This is a genomic window from Catonella sp. (assembly GCF_052173895.1).
GTDB lineage: Bacteria > Bacillota > Clostridia > Lachnospirales > Lachnospiraceae > Catonella.
Genome location: NZ_JBQMXS010000018.1, coordinates 1 through 18,983, shown reverse-complemented (window position 1 = coordinate 18,983; position 18,983 = coordinate 1). Strand labels below are relative to the sequence as shown.

General features: G+C 36.3%; 16 protein-coding genes. All 16 read left to right on the top strand.

Features of this window, described 5'->3' with window-relative positions; all coding sequences use genetic code 11:
* Nucleotides 1-17 precede the first annotated feature (17 nt).
* Complete coding sequence (cheB, locus tag ACTTG8_RS05570) at nt 18-1,106, top strand: chemotaxis-specific protein-glutamate methyltransferase CheB (protein WP_442561132.1); 1,089 nt, start codon at nt 18-20, stop codon at nt 1,104-1,106.
* On the top strand, nt 1,107-3,218 hold the full coding sequence (locus ACTTG8_RS05565; protein WP_442561131.1) for a chemotaxis protein CheW: 2,112 nt from the start codon (nt 1,107-1,109) through the stop codon (nt 3,216-3,218).
* A 27-nt stretch (nt 3,219-3,245) separates the two neighbouring features.
* Nucleotides 3,246-3,713 (top strand): chemotaxis protein CheW, encoded by a 468-nt coding sequence (locus ACTTG8_RS05560; RefSeq protein ID WP_442561130.1) that lies wholly within the window; start codon nt 3,246-3,248, stop codon nt 3,711-3,713.
* A 16-nt stretch (nt 3,714-3,729) separates the two neighbouring features.
* The gene (locus ACTTG8_RS05555; RefSeq protein ID WP_442561129.1) at nt 3,730-4,356 is read left to right on the top strand and encodes a chemotaxis protein CheC; all 627 of its coding nucleotides are present in this window, start codon (nt 3,730-3,732) and stop codon (nt 4,354-4,356) included.
* A gap of 65 nt (nt 4,357-4,421) precedes the next feature.
* Complete coding sequence (locus tag ACTTG8_RS05550) at nt 4,422-4,907, top strand: chemotaxis protein CheD (RefSeq protein ID WP_442553203.1); 486 nt, start codon at nt 4,422-4,424, stop codon at nt 4,905-4,907.
* Nucleotides 4,904-5,185, top strand: a complete 282-nt coding sequence (locus ACTTG8_RS05545) for a hypothetical protein (RefSeq protein WP_442561128.1) — start codon at nt 4,904-4,906, stop codon at nt 5,183-5,185. The genes ACTTG8_RS05550 and ACTTG8_RS05545 overlap by 4 nt, the downstream gene beginning before the upstream one ends.
* 27 nt (nt 5,186-5,212) lie before the next feature.
* Nucleotides 5,213-5,998, top strand: a complete 786-nt coding sequence (locus ACTTG8_RS05540) for a FliA/WhiG family RNA polymerase sigma factor (protein WP_442561127.1) — start codon at nt 5,213-5,215, stop codon at nt 5,996-5,998.
* Nucleotides 5,999-6,009: 11 nt separating this feature from the next.
* On the top strand, nt 6,010-7,431 hold the full coding sequence (locus ACTTG8_RS05535) for a DUF342 domain-containing protein (RefSeq protein WP_442561126.1): 1,422 nt from the start codon (nt 6,010-6,012) through the stop codon (nt 7,429-7,431).
* Between the two features lie 14 nt (nt 7,432-7,445).
* The gene (locus ACTTG8_RS05530; protein ID WP_442561125.1) at nt 7,446-7,769 is read left to right on the top strand and encodes a hypothetical protein; all 324 of its coding nucleotides are present in this window, start codon (nt 7,446-7,448) and stop codon (nt 7,767-7,769) included.
* Between the two features lie 10 nt (nt 7,770-7,779).
* Entirely contained in the window at nt 7,780-8,580 is an 801-nt protein-coding gene (locus ACTTG8_RS05525; RefSeq protein WP_442561124.1) for a DUF6115 domain-containing protein, read from the top strand.
* A gap of 13 nt (nt 8,581-8,593) precedes the next feature.
* The gene (locus tag ACTTG8_RS05520) at nt 8,594-9,265 is read left to right on the top strand and encodes a hypothetical protein (RefSeq protein WP_442561123.1); all 672 of its coding nucleotides are present in this window, start codon (nt 8,594-8,596) and stop codon (nt 9,263-9,265) included.
* A 286-nt stretch (nt 9,266-9,551) separates the two neighbouring features.
* Nucleotides 9,552-10,175 (top strand): TetR/AcrR family transcriptional regulator, encoded by a 624-nt coding sequence (locus ACTTG8_RS05515; protein ID WP_442561122.1) that lies wholly within the window; start codon nt 9,552-9,554, stop codon nt 10,173-10,175.
* A gap of 13 nt (nt 10,176-10,188) precedes the next feature.
* Nucleotides 10,189-11,913 (top strand): ABC transporter ATP-binding protein, encoded by a 1,725-nt coding sequence (locus tag ACTTG8_RS05510; RefSeq protein ID WP_442561121.1) that lies wholly within the window; start codon nt 10,189-10,191, stop codon nt 11,911-11,913.
* On the top strand, nt 11,910-13,652 hold the full coding sequence (locus ACTTG8_RS05505) for an ABC transporter ATP-binding protein (RefSeq protein WP_442561120.1): 1,743 nt from the start codon (nt 11,910-11,912) through the stop codon (nt 13,650-13,652). The genes ACTTG8_RS05510 and ACTTG8_RS05505 overlap by 4 nt, the downstream gene beginning before the upstream one ends.
* A 532-nt stretch (nt 13,653-14,184) precedes the next feature.
* Nucleotides 14,185-15,384: a BMP family lipoprotein gene (locus ACTTG8_RS05500; protein WP_442561119.1), complete on the top strand. Its 1,200-nt coding sequence runs from the start codon at nt 14,185-14,187 to the stop codon at nt 15,382-15,384.
* Nucleotides 15,385-15,501: 117 nt separating this feature from the next.
* Entirely contained in the window at nt 15,502-18,660 is a 3,159-nt protein-coding gene (ileS, locus tag ACTTG8_RS05495; protein WP_442561153.1) for an isoleucine--tRNA ligase, read from the top strand.
* Nucleotides 18,661-18,983: the final 323 nt, after the last annotated feature.

Below are 18,983 nucleotides of genomic sequence, written 5' to 3'. Positions count from 1 at the left end.
AGGTGTGTATAGTAGAAATGAAGAATATTTTGTTAATTGATGACTCTGCACTCCTAAGAAGAGTAATATCTGATATAATACAGTCTGATGGAAGATTTCAGGTTAAGGACATTGCTCGTGATGGTTTGGAGGGACTCGGTAAACTTCTTAAAGACAGGTGTGGCTATGATGCAGTAATTTTAGATATTAATATGCCTAAGATGAATGGTCTGGAACTGCTTGCAGAGATAGGCAAGGAAAAGATAAAAATTCCTGTAATTATGGTCAGTACTCTTGTGAAGGAAGGAGCAGCAGAAACAATAAAGGCTTTGGAACTGGGGGCTTTTGATTTTGTATTAAAGCCTGATAATTATGCTAAAGTCAGAGAAGAAGATTTTAAAAATAATTTGATAGGGAGCCTTGAAGCTGCAGTAAAGTTACCGGCTTGCAAATGTACAGCTGATTCTCAGTCGGAAAAAGAGGGTGGGCTGAAGTTTTATACTGATTCTAGAAAGATTATATATCCTAAAAGGACGGGAACCGGCAATGGAAAGGTACTTGTAGCCTTAGCTTGTTCTACAGGAGGGCCAAAGGCATTGCAGGCAGTAATTCCAAAACTGCCAAATAAAATTGGTGGAGGAATGATTATAGTCCAGCATATGCCTGAAGGATTTACGAAGTCTTTAGCTGACAGACTTCAAGACAGTAGTATTATAAGCATTAAAGAAGCAAGTGATGGTGATATGCTTGTAGACAACCAGATTTATGTTGCAAAAGGTGGGTATCAGCTAAGGGTTAAAGAGCAGTCGGGAGAAAATTTTATTTCTCTTGAAAAAGATCCTCCAAGAGGAGGGCTAAGGCCTTGTGCAGATATTATGTATGAATCTCTTTCAGGGAGTAGCTACGATAAGATAGTTTGTGTAGTACTTACCGGAATGGGAGCCGATGCAACAGCAGGAATAAGACAGTTGAAAGAAACAAACAATGTTTATGTTATAGCTCAGGATGAGCCGACATGTACTGTGTACGGCATGCCTAGGATGGTAGCTGAAGCCGGGTTGGTAGATGAGGTTCTGCCACTCGATCAGATTGCCGATGCTATAGTAAAAGCGACGGGGGTACATTAGATGGATACAAGTCAATATTTGGATATTTTTGTAGATGAGACTAAGGAGCATATTCAGGTCTTAAGCGATCAGATTATGGTTCTTGAAAAAGAGCCTGATAATAGCGATGCTATTGCAGAAATTTTTCGTTCTGCCCATTCATTAAAGGGAATGGCAGGAACAATGGGATTTAAGAGGATGCAACATCTCACCCATGACATGGAAGATGTTTTCTCAGCAGTACGTGAAGGTAAGATGAAGGTTAATGACAGTCTTGTAGATACGCTTTTTAGAGGACTGGATGCCATTCAGGAATACTTGGATTTAATTCAGGAGACTTCTGATGAAGGTGATAATGATAATGAGGCTATTATCAATGAACTTAACCACTTTTTAAGTGGAGGAGCATCAGAGCCGGCTGCTCCTGCTCAGGCTGCTACAGCAGTTGCTGTTGCAGAAGAGTCAGGAACACAAGGCGATTCAGGTGATAAGGCTAAGTATAAAAATATTAAGCTTACTGAAGTTGAGGAACATGCAATAAAGAAGGCGCATGAAGAAGAGATGAATGTATTTGGAGCTACAGTTTATATACAGGAATCTTGCCTTCTTAAGGCTGCAAGGGCTTTTTTGGTTTTCAAAGCACTTGAAGAAATTGGTGAAATAATAATTTCAAGTCCTTCAGTTCAAGAAATTGAAGATGAAAAATTTGACTTTGACTTTAGTCTTATATTGCTTACTAAAGAATCTGAGAGTGAAGTAAGGGCTGCAATAGAAAATGTTTTAGAGATAGAAGAAGTAATAGTTGAACAGATAGAAGAGGCACAGGCTGTTGAAGAGCCTAAACAAGTAGAAGAACCAAAGAAGGAAGAGGCACCTAAGCCTGCACCTGCTGCTGTTGCAACACAGGCTGCACCAGCAGCAAAGCAGGATACAAAGGCAGATGCAAAGGCAAAGGGTAAGGGTAAGCCTGTAGTAAGTCGTTCAGTACGTGTAGATATAGAGAAACTGGACAGCCTGATGAATCAGGTAAGTGAGCTTATTATTGCAAAGAATGGTCTTGTATCAATGAGTACTACAGATAAGAGGGACAGTGGCGATATGTCTGCCTTCAATGAGCAGATTGAATATCTTGGAACTGTTACAACAAACCTTCATGAAACTGTGATGAAGGTGAGGATGGTACCTATCGAAAGTACTGTTCAGAAGTTCCCTCGTATGATTAGAGACTTGTCTAAGAAACTTGACAAGAAGATGGAACTCTATATGACAGGTGAAGATACAGAGCTTGACAGAACTGTTGTGGATGAAATCGGTGATCCTCTTATGCATCTTCTTAGAAACTCAGCTGACCATGGACTTGAGTCAAATGAAGAGAGAGTTCGTCTTGGTAAGCCGGAAGTGGGTTCAATCTTCCTTGATGCATATCAGGAAGGAAACAATGTAGTTATTGAAGTTCGTGATGATGGTGCAGGTATCAATGTAGATAAGGTTAAGAAAAAGATGGTTGAAAGGGGTCTTGTTCCTGCTGACCAGATTGATACAATTACAGACAAAGAAGCTATATCTACACTTTTCTCACCAAGTTTCTCTACTGCGGATCAGGTAAGTGATGTATCAGGGCGTGGAGTTGGTCTTGATGTAGTTAAGACTAATATAGAGTCTCTTGGAGGTACTATTGAGTGTAAGACAGAGCGTGGAGCAGGAAGTAGTTTCACTATTAGACTTCCACTTACTCTTGCTATTGTACAGGCACTTATGGTTGAGCTCGGTAATGAGAAATATGCAATTCCTCTTGCAAGCATCCAGACAATCGAAGAAGTACCTATGAGCGATATTAAATATGTTCAGTCCAAAGAAGTAATAAGCCTTCGTGGAACAGTTATTCCTCTTATTAGGCTTGATTCACTTTTAGATGTTCCGGACAGAGAAACTAAGACAGACCATGTGGTAATAGTAATTGTAAGAAAGGCTGATAAACTTGCAGGACTTGTAGTTGACGGACTTATCGGACAGCAGGAGATAGTTATCAAGTCGATTGGAAAGTATATCAATACTCCTAAGCTGATAAGCGGCTCAACCATACTCGGTGATGGAGAAGTTGCGCTTATCTTAGATGCAAATGTATTACTTTAGTTCGGATTTTGAAAGGAGTATAAACTCATGGAAAATAGAAGTTTAGAAGTAGAATCAAAACAATATATTGTCACCAAACTGGGCACAGAGCAGTATGGAATAGACATAAGCTATGTTGATAATATAGTGAGAATGACTAGGATTACAAGAGTTCCTAAGTCGCAGCACTTTTTTAAGGGAATAATTAACCTTCGTGGAGAGGTTATTCCAGTTATGAGTCTTAGGCTTAAATTTGGACTTAGTGATGATGAAGTTACCAATGCTACAAGAATTATCATAATTAAGCTGGAAGACTTAGATGGTTCAATAGGTCTTTTGGTAGATGAGGTTAAAGAAGTCGTTACCTTATCTGATGATTCAATAGAGAAACCATCTAATAGCAATAATGGAGAAAAAGCAAAATACTTGTTAGGAGTTGGAAGAACTCATGATACACTTATTTCCTTGCTTAATATGCAGAATGTGATTATAGAGAAGGAAAGGGAACTGGCATAGTTTCGGAGGTAGGCTAGTGGCAAATTTTGATTTAAATAATGTAGATGGAATGCAGTTTGATGTTCTGAGGGAACTTGGAAATATTGGAGCTGGTAATGCAACTACAGCACTTTCCAGCATGTTAAATACCAAAGTGGATATGAATGTTCCTAAGGTGGATCTTTTAAGCTTTGATGAACTTCATGAGATAATGGGAGGAGCTGAGACTATTGTTGTAGGAATCCTTGTGACTCTTGATGAAGATATCAATGGAATGATGATGTTTATGATGAAAACAAAGTCAGCTTTTGGATTGGTGGATATTCTTTTTGGTAGACCTGTAGGTACTACACCTGAGGATGCAGAACTTGATGAGATGTCGCTGTCTGCACTTAAGGAGTTAGGTAATATTATTTCAGGTGCATATATATCGTCTTTATCTTCAATGACTAATTTGAAGATAAATCAGTCGATTCCATACCTGTCTATAGACATGGCAGGGGCGATACTTAGTGTACCGGCTATTGAGTTTGGAAAGCTTGGAGATAAGGCATTATTAATCGAATCACAGTTTATGGAAGATGATAATGATGTGACAGGCTATTTTATTCTTACGCCTACAATTGATTCGTATAATAAAATATTGACATCTCTTGGTTTGTGATTCTAATACAATAAAAGTTTGAGAGAGCCACAGGCAGTAAAGTCTGCCTGTGGATTAGGTTTATTATGGAAAAAATGATAAAAGTTGGAATGGGTGATCTTAAAGTGTGTAAGGCTCCTGACAACCTTACGACACTCGGGCTTGGCTCCTGCGTAGGAGCTGTAGTATATGATAAGACAACTAAGGTGAGTGGTATGCTACATTGCATGCTGCCGGACAGTACTAAAATTGCAAATAATACTAATATAGCTAAGTTTGCAGATACAGGACTGGACGAACTCTTGAGGCAGATGATAGCCTTAGGTGCAAGAAAGACTTCTATGGTTGCAAAAATTGCAGGTGGAGCGCAGATGTTTGCGTTTTCAAATTCAAACGATATGCTAAGGGTAGGAGACAGAAATGTAGAGGCAGTTAAGGCTAAATTGAAGTCGCTGGGCATACCAATTATTGCATCTGATACCGGTCTTAATTATGGAAGAACTATAGAGTTTTATTCTTCAACAGGTGTACTTTTGATTAAAGCTGTCGGTAAGGGAAGTAAGGAAATATGAAATACAGATATCTGCCTGCTACTGTTATGCTTTCAGCAGGTGCAATTACAATGTTTATTTGCCTGTATAACAGGTATGAGGCGTTATATACATTGAAGACGTTATTAGTTGTACTTATAATTTTTTTGATGATTGGTAGTCTTGTAAGAAAGGCTCTTATCAAGATACTTGATATGGGGAATGAATTAGAAAGTGATGATGACCATAACGACAAGGCTGATGAAGAAAATGTACAGGAAAATACTAACGATAGTGACAATGATAGTACAATCAGTTGATTTGTCATATAGAGGAGATAGCTGTCTATGGCAGATGAAAACAATGGCATAAAACTATGGGAGCAATATGCCAAAAAACAGACACAGGAACTTAGGGAAAAACTGATTATTGAATATTCAAGTCTTGTTAAAATAATTGCAGGGCGTATGTCAATGTACCTTGGCTATAATGTGGAATATGATGATTTGGTAGGTTATGGTATCTTTGGACTTATAGATGCTATAGATAAGTTTGATTATGTAAAAGGCGTTAAGTTTGAGACTTATGCAAGCCTGAGGATAAAAGGAGCCATTCTTGATCAGATAAGGAAGATGGACTGGATACCAAGGACTATGCGTCAGCGTCAGAAAAAAATTGAAACAGCTGAAAGAGCGATAGAAGAAAAATATGGAAGGCTGGCTACAGAAGAAGAAATAGCAACAGAGCTCGGAATATCATTAGAAGATTATGATAGTTGGAAAAGTCAGGCAAACCTTTCGGGAATCATTTCCTTAGATGATTATCTTGAGCAGGGGAGTGATTTGGTTGCTGATAATTCTAAAGGAAAGTTGGGTATTTCGAGCTTTGAACAGCCTGAAGAAGCGTTTGAAAAGAATGAATTAAAGAAGTCTTTGGCAGAAGCAATAGAAGGTCTTACTGATAAAGAACAGAAAGTGATAGCACTTTATTATTATGAGGAATTGACTTTAAAAGAAATAAGTCAGGTGCTTTCAGTATCTGAGTCAAGAGTATCTCAACTTCATACGAAGGCGCTAGGTAAATTGAAAGAAAAACTAGGGGATTATATGGATGTTTTTACAAGATTCATGTAAGGGAAAGGATTATGTTCTATAAGAAGACTAATGTAGAAGGAAAGTTTTATGAAGATGAGCAGATGAAAATCAGAATCTCTGAGGATGGGATGCAGGCAGTTTGCACTTTTTTTCCTCCATCGGCAGGTGGAAGGCTTATGACTAAGGAAGAACTGTTGAAAGATTTAGCTCTTAATGGGATTAAATTTGGAATAGTAGAAGCAGAAATAGATAGGTATTTAAATGACAGGCAGTACTATGTAGACTATATAATTGCAAGAGGGGAAAGGCCTGTAAATGGACATGATGCAAAAATAATATATAAATTTAATACAAATTTACAGGCTAAGCCAAAAGAGGGTTTAGATGGTGCTGTAGATTTTTATGATTTGGATATAATTGCAAGAGTGACTGCCGGAGATGAACTTGCTGAGCTTATAAAAGAAGATGAGGGCAGGGCAGGACGAGATGTAAGAGGCCGTATGGTAAGGCCTAATAAGGTAGAGAGGCTTAATTTCAAATATGGACAGAATATTTCACTTTCTGATGATGGTCTTCATCTTATAAGTGAAGTTTCAGGTCATGTAATTCTTGATGAAGAAAATAAAGTATGTGTATCAAATACATTAGTTATCAAAAAGGATGTTGACATTTCTACAGGGAATATTGATTATGATGGAAATGTTGAAGTAAGAGGCAGTGTAATAAATGGATTTAAGATAAATGCAACTGGAGATGTAATTGTAGGAGGAACAGTAGAAGGTGTCCAAATATCTGCCGGAGGACAGATAATACTAAAACATGGGATTCGTGGTATGGGTAAAGGTATTTTAAAGTCTGAAGGCAATATTATAGCTAAATTTTTGGAGAATGCTACTGTACAGTCAGGTGGATATGTGGTGGCTGATGCAATTATTCATAGCGATGTATCAGCTAAAGGGGATGTAATAGTAAATAGCAGGAAAGGCTATGTAAACGGTGGAACTATTAGATCACAGACTCTTATAAGGATAAAGAATGCCGGTTCTGAGATGGGTACTAAGACTAACCTAGAAGTGGGAGTAGATCCGGCTTTGTTATTGCAATATAAAAATCTTCAGAATAAAATAGAAGAAACAGTACAGAGAATGGAGATGGCCGGTAAGTCCATTGAATTATATAGCAGGAAACTTAATAACGGAGAAAAGCTTACTCCGGAAAAATTGTCACATTTTAGAGTTCTCGCAGAAGAATATAAAAGGGATAATGATAATATAGGCTTTATGCAGGAAGAGTTTTTAACCTTGCATGAAGAAATAGAAACACAAGATGGAGGAGTAATAGAAGTTGGCAACATAGTTTATCCCGGAGTTAAGATAGCAGTAGTAGATGCAGTACTTTATATAAGGGATATACTTAAAAGTGTAAGATTTATAAAGGATGGTGCTGATGTAATAGCAACACCTCTTTATTAGAACTGGAGAAAATTATGCCGATTCAGAATATTGATAACTATCTGATGCCTAATAGAAGTCAGGAGGCATCTATTCATAGAACTTCTGCAGAAAATAAGATTCCGGCAGAACAAAAGTTTTTGGCACAGAAAGTGGATGAACAGACTGATAGAAAACTTACAAGGACTAATGAAGCAGATAATGCAGAGTGGAGTCGGGACGGATTTGACCCAAGAGAAAAGAGTAAGAATGAATATTATGCTCGCAAGAAAAAGAAAAATAAAGAAGAGAAAAAATCTTCTGAGCTTATAGATAAGTTTACAGGTATGGTGGGGAGTAGAATAGACATAAAATTGTAAGTGAGGATTTATGGACATAATAATTATAGGATGTATAGTAGCAGGAGTGGCCTGTATTGGAGCAAGTTTTTTTATTAAAGAAAATACTGGAATGAATAGTCAGGAACAGGAAAAAATTGCAGAAGAGATAAGGCAGAAAGCACTGAGTGATGAAAGTTTAAAAAAGGTGATAGCTAAGGTTGAAAAAAGCTTTGAAACCAGAGTTGCTGATATTGCTGAGGAGAAACTAAGTGATAGCAGTCGCCAAATGTCAGAACTTACAAATAATAAGATGCTTGCAATGGATGAAATGAGTAGCCAATTGATGGTGAAGATTGAGCAGAATCATAAAGAGGTGATTTTCTTATATGATATGCTCAATGAAAAAAGTGAGAGTTTGAAAGATTTTTCTGCTAAAATAGATGGTATGCGTAAAGAACTTGAAAATGAAGAGAAACGAATTAAGGTACTTAACCATGAATTGGATGATAAGATATTGAAGGTTAAGGAAGTAAGACAGACAGTGATTACAAAGCAGCCAAAACAAGTACAGCAGGAACCTAAACTTCCAGAGCAGGTTTCAACTCAGGCAGAGGCTTTAGTACAGATGCAGCAGAAGAAAGTTGCAGAAGCAAAGATGAAACAGGAAGTAAAAACACAGTCGGAAGTAGAGGTAAAGGTTGAAAAAGATTCTAAAAGGACAGAAGATATTTCAATGAATGATAAGATTTTAACAATGAAAGAGGAAGGTAAATCGGTAGTTGAAATATCTAAAGAACTTGGAATAGGACAGGGTGAAGTTCAGCTTGTACTAGGGTTATTTGGTAAATAATGGAGGGAATTAAGTGAAAGTAAAATATTTGCTAAGGGGCATAGGAGTAGGAGCCATTTTAGCAGCTGCAATTATGTATTTTCTTTATGGAAGTTCGGGAAAGGCTTTAAGCGATGATGAAATAAGGCAAAAAGCAAGAGAACTTGGAATGATGACAGTAAGCGAATTTCAGGAGAAAGAGCTTGATTCACTTAAAGATAAGCTACCTAAGGAAGATGATAAAATATCGGAAGAAAAGGTAGAAAAGAAAGAAGACTTACCTCAATCAGAAAAAAAATCAGAGAAGAGTTCTAAAGCTGTTGAAAAACCTAAACCTGTTGAGGAACAGAAAATTGTAGAGAAACCAAAGACTATTGAAAATCCAAAACCCATAAATGAAGTAAATCATATAGAAAAACCACAAACAATAGAGAATCCAAAACCTGCCGAGCCTACAAAACCTATGGAAAGACCTAAAAAGCCTGAGCCACAGGTTGTTGGAGGTAAAGTTAATTTTTCAATTACTGCAGGGATGAGTTCTGAAAAGGTTGCAGCCTCCTTAAAAGCTATGGGATTAGTTGATAATAGTGCCGAGTTTAATAAGTATCTAGTTAATAATGGTTATGCATCTAAACTGAAGGTAGGAACTTTCGAACTTCAGACAGGATGGAGCTATAATGAGATAGCATCACAATTTACAAAATAATATGCTGAGTTTATCTATATGAAAGCTTGCTTTCAATATAGGCAATTACAGCTAACTATTAAGATAATATGCTAAGTTGCCTATATGAGAGCTTGCTCTTAATATAGGCAACGAAAGCAGATTATTAAGAGAATCTGATATAGTAAAATATATCAGATTTTTTTATTATTAAGTAACTATTTTAAAATTTCAATTCAATAAATAAAGATAAATATATTGACAACAAATTTAGTGAGTGGTATCCTTTTAGTAAACGGTGTTTACTATTTTAGAAAGGAAGGTAATTTTGCTAAATAATAAAAATGATTCGCATATTCTGATATTAAATAATGCAAAACAGGAATTTTTGGAATTGGGATTTGAGAAGGCGTCTATGCGTTCAATAGCAAGAAAAGCAGGGTTTACAGCTGGAGCTTTGTACAAGCATTTTAAAAATAAAGAGGAGATGTTCTATACTCTGGTTGAGCCTGCCTATTTAAAATTATTGAAAATGTTTGACAAATGTACAGATTCATTGATGGATGATATAGTAGAAAGTCCTGATGAACTGTTTGAAGATTCTGTAAATGGAGCAGTGGCAGTACTTGAACTTATTTATCAAAATTATGATGAGTTTCAGCTTATGTTTAATCATTCTACAGGTACAAGATTTGAGCATATAAGGGAGAATCTAGTTGACATTGAAACAAAGTTAACCAAGCAGTTTATTGAAACTGCCAGAAAAAATGGGCTTAATCCTACCGAAATTTCTGATACGGAGATACATATAGTTGCAACAATGTCGCTTACTCCGCTTTTTGAAGTGATAACACATGGTTATCCTTATGAGGAAGCGGTGGAGATAATAAACCTTATGTCCAAGGTTCAAAATTATGCTTGGGAAAAAATTATAAATTTAAAGGTAGATTAAGGAGGAGATTGAAGTGAAGGTATTAAAAAATCATACAGGGCAGATTATTTTTTCTGTCCTGATGGCTATAGTGGGAGTAGGATTTAGTATAATTCCATATTATGCTTTGGCAGATATTGTGGTAAAAATGATGAGTGGCGAGGCAATAAGTGGCGAGGGAGTATTTGTAAATGATTTATTTTTAATACTTGCAGGACTGATTTTAAGTATAATTTTTCATGAAATTTCTACACTTACTTCTCACAATCTGGCTTTTCGCATTATTGAAAGTGAGAGAAAAGAACTTACAAGAAAACTTAGCAGACTTTCAATGGGAGAGATTGAAAAAAAGAGTAGTGGACAATGGTCGCAGTTTATGGTTGAGACCTTGGATAAACTTGAACAACCTATTGCCCATGTAATACCTGAAGTGCTTGCCAATATAATTATACCTGTAGTTATAGTTGTAATAATTTTTACACTGGACTGGAGGATAGGTGTGGCAAATTTACTTACATTGCCGGTGGGATTCTTATTTTCAACACTTATGATGTCGGGCTATGCAGAAAGGTCGAAGCGTTATCAGGAGGCATCTAAGGCAATGAATACAAGCATCGTTGAATATATAAGAGGTATACAGGTAATAAAGGCATTTAATAAGTCAGCATCTTCTTATGGAAAGTTTAAGGAGGCAGTAAACAATAACAGGGATGCTATGCTTGACTGGTATCTCCACGTTTGCTTTGCAACTACTGCAGCAATGGATAGCTTACCTTCTACATTGATTTTTGTACTTCCTACTACTCTTTATCTTTATATGACAGGGAGCATTAGCGTAAGTGTAGTAGTGATGGGAATGTTACTTTCGTATGGTTCTTACAGACCACTTATCAAGGCTATGAGCCATGCGGATACGATGGCAAATGTAGGGGTAATTTGGAATGAGATAAATAAGGTAATGGACATGCCTGAGTTAGAAAGGGGAGATAAAAATTTAGAAATTTCTTCCTTTGATGTTAGATTTGATAATGTGAGTTTTGGTTATGACAGTGAAAAAAAAGTTTTTGAAAATCTTTCTTTTACAGCAAAAGAAAAAGAGCTTACAGCTATAGTAGGTTATTCAGGAGGAGGAAAGTCTACAATAGCAAAGCTTGTTGCAGGTTTTTGGAATGTATTTTCGGGACATATTTATATAGGTAATGCAGACTTGTCGAAGATGCCTTTGAGCCAAAATATGGATTTGGTTACCTATGTTTCTCAGGAAAATTTCCTGTTTAGAAAAAGTATCTTAGAAAATATGAGATTTGCAAAGGCAGATGCAACTTTATATGAAGTACAGGAAGCCTGCAAGAAGGCAAGTTGTCATGATTTTATTATGAGTCTTAAAGATGGATATGATACAGTTGTAGGGGATTCAGGAGATACTCTTTCAGGAGGAGAAAGACAGCGTATTACTATTGCCAGAGCCTTATTAAAAGATAGCCCTATAGTACTTTTAGATGAGGCTACGGCTTATTCAGACCCTGACAATGAGGCAGAGATACAGAAATCTATAAATGAGCTGATTAAAAGTAAGACGGTTATAATGATAGCTCATAGACTTTCTACTATAATAAATGCAGATAAAATCTTAGTAATGGATAGAGGGAAAATTACTGCTCAAGGTACTCATAGAGAACTTCTTGAAACAAGTAATATCTATAAAGAACTTTGGGCAGCTCATATAGGAGAGATTGATAAGAGGAGGGGAGAAGAATGATAGAGTTAATTAGAAAGCTATATATTGTGGCCGGAAAGCAGTCCTATAGGATTACAAAGATGCTTATCTTCAATACCTTTAAATCGTTTTTTGAAAGTTTTATGATTGGTGGAATATTATTTATTCTTATGAAAATATGTGAAAATATATTTGAAAATAAGTCTATAACTATGAATGATGTGTATACAGTAATCTTAATTGAAACTATCGGTGTAGTAGGCAAAATTATATTTGGATTTTTCGGAGATAAAAATAAAAATATAGTTTCTTACAGTTTAGGAGCAGAAAACAGACTTATTGTCGGTGATAGGTTGAAAAAGGTAAATATGGGATATTTCAACGATAACAGTTTGGGTAATGTGACAGGAAGGATGTCTACAGCTATTACAGAACTGGAAACAATTGGGACGTTAATTATAACGGCTCTGATTGCCGGAACTATTCAAACCGTAATGATGGCAATTTTCATTTTTCCTTTTGATCCTATTACAGGATTTGTTATTTTAGGAACGATTGTAATAGGAATTACAATCAATGGACTTGTGCAGAAAAAAATGGATAAGCTGACTTCTGTTTTGCTGAAGATTAGAATAAATTTAAGTGCTAAAACTCTTGAGTATGTAAAGGGAATAAGCGTACTTAAGGCATTTGGAAAGAATAAAGAAGTAGCAAAGGAGTTAGAAGACAGTATATCTGCTACAAGAAGAGGTTTCCTTGATATAGAAAAGCTGGTAGCACCAATTCAGCTTTTGTACTTGGCAGTATTTAAGGTGGGAGTAGTTGCAATCATAGGTTTAGCTCTTCATAGGTATATTATTGGAAGTATTAATGAAACTAAAGCAATTATGTTAATAGTATCAAGTTTTGTAGTATTTTCAGGAATTGAAATGTTTGGTGGAATGCAGAACTTAAAGGGGATAGCAGTACAGGATTTAGAATCTGTAATGCAACTCCGTTCCTTAGAAGTTATTGATGAAGGAGAAATTACAGAGCTGAAAGAGCCTTTTATAGAGTTTAAGAATGTGAGTTTTTCTTATGGAGATGGTGAATTATTTAATAATATTAATCTTACTATACCATCAAGAAAGACTACTGCTATAGTAGGGTTTTCGGGAAGTGGTAAGACAACACTCTGTAATCTTATATCCAGATTTTGGGATGTTACAGGGGGCGAGGTACTTGTAGATGGAAGAAATGTAAAAGACTATAATTATGATGCATTTTTGGCAAATTTTAGTTTTGTATTTCAGGATGTGTATTTATTTGATGATACGGTGAGAAATAATATAAAATTTGGTAATACTGATGCTACTGATGAAGAAATGATTGAGGTTGCAAAGAAGGCAAGATGCCATGAATTTATTATGAATTTACCCAATGGATATGATACGGTACTACAAGAAGGAGGTTCTAATTTGTCAGGAGGGGAAAGACAGCGAATATCCATTGCAAGGGCTATGTTAAAACCAAGTAAAATAGTAATATTAGATGAGGCTACTTCAAGTATTGACCCAGAAAATGAAAAACAACTTTTACAGGCTCTTGACTGTTTACTGAAAGATAAGACAATTATTGTGATAGCACACAAGCTAAATACAGTCAAAAATGCAGATCAGATTGTAGTACTTGATAAAGGTGGAATTGAAAATTGTGGAAAACATTCTGAATTAATGGAAAAATCAAATGTTTATAAAAAATTTATACATTATAGAGAAAAAGCTACGGAGTGGGCAATTTAAAAAAACTATTTTGAATATTTATACATTATTAACAGCTAATTTTAAGGGATAATTTGTTATTAATTAGAGAAAATACATTATATTTGCAAAAATATAACCATTGAAATAATTGCTTAATTTTGCTATAATAAGTTTATAAAAAATTTAGAAAAGGACTTGACAGATATGATAGAAAAAAAGATAATTTTACAAGACAAGACAAGACAAGACAAGACAAGACAAGACAAGACAAGACAAGACAAGACAACTATAAATTTTTTTTACGGTATTCCTAAGTTGATTGTATTTAGGCATTTATTTTGATGCTTTCAGAATAAATGCCTTTTCTAAATATGAAGTATAAATTAAAAAGTTTAACGATAATTTATAAGCTAATCTTATAGATATCAGATTATATGAGAAATTTACAGTTTTTATGGTATAATTATTGAAAATTTACATAAATTGTGTATAATAGTAATTAGAAAGATGTGACATAATAAATTGAGGGGGATGTATTAGTTTCTGAAAATTTCGTTGAAATGAGGTAAAAATGGGTAAAATTTTGAGGTTTTTTGCGAGTTTAGTTGCTGGAACTTTAATTTTGACAGCTTGTAATGGTACAGGAATTATTAGTACATCTGAAAAAGGAAAACAGGGTTTTGGATTTGGGGCATTAGTGAAAGATGAAGGATTGAAGATAGCTATTGTTTCCAGTCCGTCAGGGATTGATGATGGTAATTTTAATCAAGATATTTATGAAGGGATAAAAGCATTTATTGCTAAGCATCCGAACTCTGATGTGACTCCTATTAGAGAGTTAACAGGAGAGGCAGATGCAGCTATTGAGACTTTGTCCGATATTGTGGGAGATTACGATGTAGTTGTATGTTGTGGTTTTCACTTTTCAGGACTTGCATCGGTTGCTAAAACTTATCCAAATAAAAAATTTATTCTTGTGGATGGACATCCAGTGGATGAGCATGGAAACGAAATAGTGTGTGACAATGTTTATGCAATGGAATTTAAGGAGCAGGAGAGTGGATTTCTTGCAGGAATTTCAGCTGCTCTTGAAACTAGGACTAAAAAGGTTGCAGTTGTTACAGGTAAGCCGTTTCCATCAAATGTTAATTATCAGCTGGGGTTTGAGGCAGGTGTTAATTATGCCAATACACGATATCATTATAAGGTTGAATGTATTGCGATTAAGTCATATGCAGGAGTAGATGTTAGGGGAGTAAATGTAGGAGGAAATTATATAGGAAGCTTTTCGGATAAGGGAAAAGGCAAGACTATAACCAAAGAATTACTTGCAAAAGGATGTGATATAATTTTTGCAGCAGCAGGAGCTGCAGGTGTGGGAGTGTTTGAGGCTATAAAAGAAGATGAGAATACAAAAAGACTAAAGGTGATAGGTTGTGATACTGACCAGTATGACGATGGAAAGAATGGAAAATATAACATAGTATTGACATCTGCAATAAAAATGATGCATACGAATGTTGAAAAACAGTTGGTAAATATTTTAGAAGGTACATTTAAAGGAGAAAATGCCTTGTTAGGAGCGGATACGGATTCCACAGGCTGTGTGAAAGAAAACGGGAGAAGTTATCTGCAAGGCTATACACTGTATAAGATAAATGAGGCATATAATCTTATAAAAATAGGAGAAATAGTTCCACCTTCTAATTTCAATGAGATGACACCGGAGGCATTTATTGGACTTAGGAGAACTACTAAGAAAAATAGATAGTGTTCAAGCTATTAAAATGCAGTGAATATCACACTTGACAATAGTATAAAATTATTTTACCATGTTAGGGGCAGGATTTGCCTCTAACATTTTTTTATGGAAAGAAGGAAGAGTATAGTGTATAGAGAAGTCAAAACTGATATGAAGTTTGTAGATCGTGAAAAGGCTACACTTAAATTTTGGAAAGATAATAACATTTTTGAAAAATCCATAGAGAGCAGGGCTGATGCACCTACTTATATGTTCTTTGATGGACCGCCAACTGCTAATGGTAAGCCACATATTGGTCATGTTGAAACAAGAGTTATTAAGGACATGATTCCTCGTTATAAAACAATGAAGGGCTACAAGGTACCTAGAAAAGCTGGTTGGGATACACATGGACTTCCTGTTGAGATAGAAGTTGAAAAACTCTTAGGGCTTAATGGTAAGGAACAGATAGAAGAATATGGAATGGAGCCTTTCATTGAGAAATGTAAGGAGTCTGTTTGGAAGTTTAAGGGGATGTGGGAGGATTTCTCAGGAACAGTAGGTTTCTGGGCAGACATGGACAATCCTTATGTTACTTATCATGATGACTTTATAGAGTCTGAATGGTGGGCATTAAAAGAAATATGGAAGAAAGGACTTTTGTATAAAGGTCATAAGATAGTACCATATTGTCCTCGATGTGGAACTTCGCTTTCATCACATGAGGTTGCACAGGGATATAAAAATGTAAAAGAGCGTTCTGCAGTAGTAAGGTTCAAAGCTGTAGGTGAAGATGCTTATTTCCTTGCTTGGACGACTACTCCTTGGACTTTGCCTTCAAATGTGGCTCTTTGTGTAAATCCAGATGAAAGCTATGTGAAGGTAAAGGCTGCGGACGGTTTTATTTATTATATGGCGGAAGCTTTGTTAGATAAGGTGCTTGGAGTGCTTGGTAATGAAGAAACCAAGGCATATGAGGTACTTGAGAGATATAAGGGTTCCGACCTTGAAAAAAGAGAATATGAGCCGCTTTTTGTATGTGCAGGTGAGGCTGCTGTTAAGCAGAATAAAAAGGGACATTTCATTGTTATGGACAGTTATGTAACTATGTCAGACGGTACAGGTATAGTGCATATTGCTCCTGCTTTTGGTGAAGATGATGCGAGGATTGGCAGAAACTATGAACTTCCATTTGTTCAGTTTGTAAATGAACAAGGAGAGCTTACAGAGGAAACCCCTTTTGCAGGTAAATTTATAAAGGATGCAGACCCTGATGTATTACAGGATTTGGAGAATAGAAAACTTCTTTTTGATGCCCCTAAGTTCGAGCATGAATATCCTCATTGTTGGCGTTGTGACAGTCCACTTATTTACTATGCAAAAGAAACTTGGTTCATTAAGATGACAGCAGTAAGAGATGACCTGCTTAAAAATAATGCAAAGATTAACTGGATACCTGAAAATATAGGCAAGGGAAGGTTTGGTGATTGGCTCCAGAATGTACAGGACTGGGGGTTATCTAGAAACAGATATTGGGGAACTCCACTCCCTGCTTGGACTTGTGAGTGTGGAAAGGTTCATGTTATAGGAAGTAAGGCAGAGCTTAAGGAAATGAGTTCTAATTGTCCTGATGACATAGAACTTCATCGTCCATTTATTGACAATGTAACGATTAAGTGTCCTGAATGTGGTAAGGAAATGAACAGAGTGCCGGAGGTTATTGACTGCTGGTTTGATTCAGGAGCTATGCCTTATGCACAGCATCACTATCCTTTTGAAAATAAAGAACTTTTTGAACAGCAGTTCCCTGCTGACTTCATTTCTGAGGCAGTTGACCAGACTAGAGGCTGGTTCTATTCACTTCTTGCAGAGTCAACCCTGCTCTTTAATGAAGCACCGTATAAGAATGTAATTGTGTTAGGCCATGTACTTGATGAAAATGGACAGAAGATGAGTAAATCAAAGGGAAATGCAGTAGATCCTTTTGAGGCGCTTGCAAAGCATGGTGCAGATGCTATCCGTTGGTATTTCTATGCTAATAGTGCACCTTGGCTCCCAAACCGTTTCTCAGATAAACTTGTAACTGAGGGACAGAGTAAGTTTATGAGCACACTTTGGAATACCTATGCTTTCTTTGTGCTTTATGCCAATATAGATGAATTTGATGCTACTAAGTATAAATTAGAGTATGATAAGTTGGCAATTATTGACAAATGGTTGCTTTCAAAGCTTAATTCTACAATTAAGGCTGTAGAGGATAATCTTGATAACTACCGTATACTTGAGACTGCTAAGGCACTTCTTAACTTTGTAGATGAAATGAGTAACTGGTATGTAAGACGCTGCCGTAACCGTTTTTGGGCAAAGGGAATGGAACAGGATAAGATTAATGCTTATTTAACCCTTTATACAGCTCTTGTAGAGATAAGTAAGGCAGCAGCGCCTATGATTCCTTTTATGACAGAGGAGATATATCAGAATCTTGTTAGAAGTATAGATAAAGCTGCTCCTGAGAGTATACATCTCTGCGATTTCCCTAAGGTTGACGAAAGCCATATCGACAAAGAGCTTGAAGACAATATGGAGAAGGTGCTTGAGATAGTTGTACTTGGTCGTGCCGGAAGAAATGAAGCAAATATTAAGAACCGTCAGCCAATCGGAAATATGTATGTAAATTTTGCCACTGGCAAAAATATACTTCCTGAAATGTATATGGATATAATTAAGGAAGAATTAAATGTTAAGAATATAACAATGCTTGATGATGTAAGTAAGTTCAGTGGATATACCTTTAAGCCACAACTTCGTACATTGGGTAAGAGATTTGGCAGCAGACTTAACACCCTTAAGGAAGTGCTTGCAAATGTAGATGGAGTTAAGGTAATGGCAGAACTTAAGGATACAGGAAAGACTGTACTTAATGTAGGTGGCATAGATGAAGAGCTTGCTATGGATGACCTGCTTTATGAGGCAGTTCAGGTAGAGGGATTTGAAACTCAGTCTGAGAATGGTATAACTGTGGTACTTGACAGAGATCTTACACCTGAACTCATAGAAGAAGGTTTTGTAAGAGAGCTTATCAGCAAGATTCAGACTATGCGTAAGGAAGCAGGCTTTGAGGTAATGGATAAGATTACTGTTTTTGCTAAGGGAAATGACAAGCTTGAGACTCTTATGCAGGCGAATAAAGAGAGTATCCTAACAGATGTAATGGCTACGGATATTGTAACCGGAAGTGTTGATGGTTACGCTAAGGAGTGGAGTATCAATGGTGAGAATGTAGAGCTTGGTGTAAAGAAAAATTAAGAAGTAAAATATAGTTTAAGGGGGAAGGTTTGCGAGTTGCCGCAAGCCTTTCTTCTGTAATATACATGAGTTATATACTAAGTGACGCCCCTCCCTTTGTAAGGTACTCGGAAACTCAGAGCTGAGAGGGCGCATTCGTTTCCGAGTACGCTTACAAACGGGGCTGTTTGGTGTATAATAGTTAAGTGAATTTAACTTATGTTAGAGTGGACGAAGTAAAGGCTTGCTTATTGATGGAAGAGATTAATGTACTAAGTGACGCCCCTATCTTTGTAAGGTACTCGGAAACTCAGAGCTGAGAGGGCGCATTCGTTTCCGAGTAC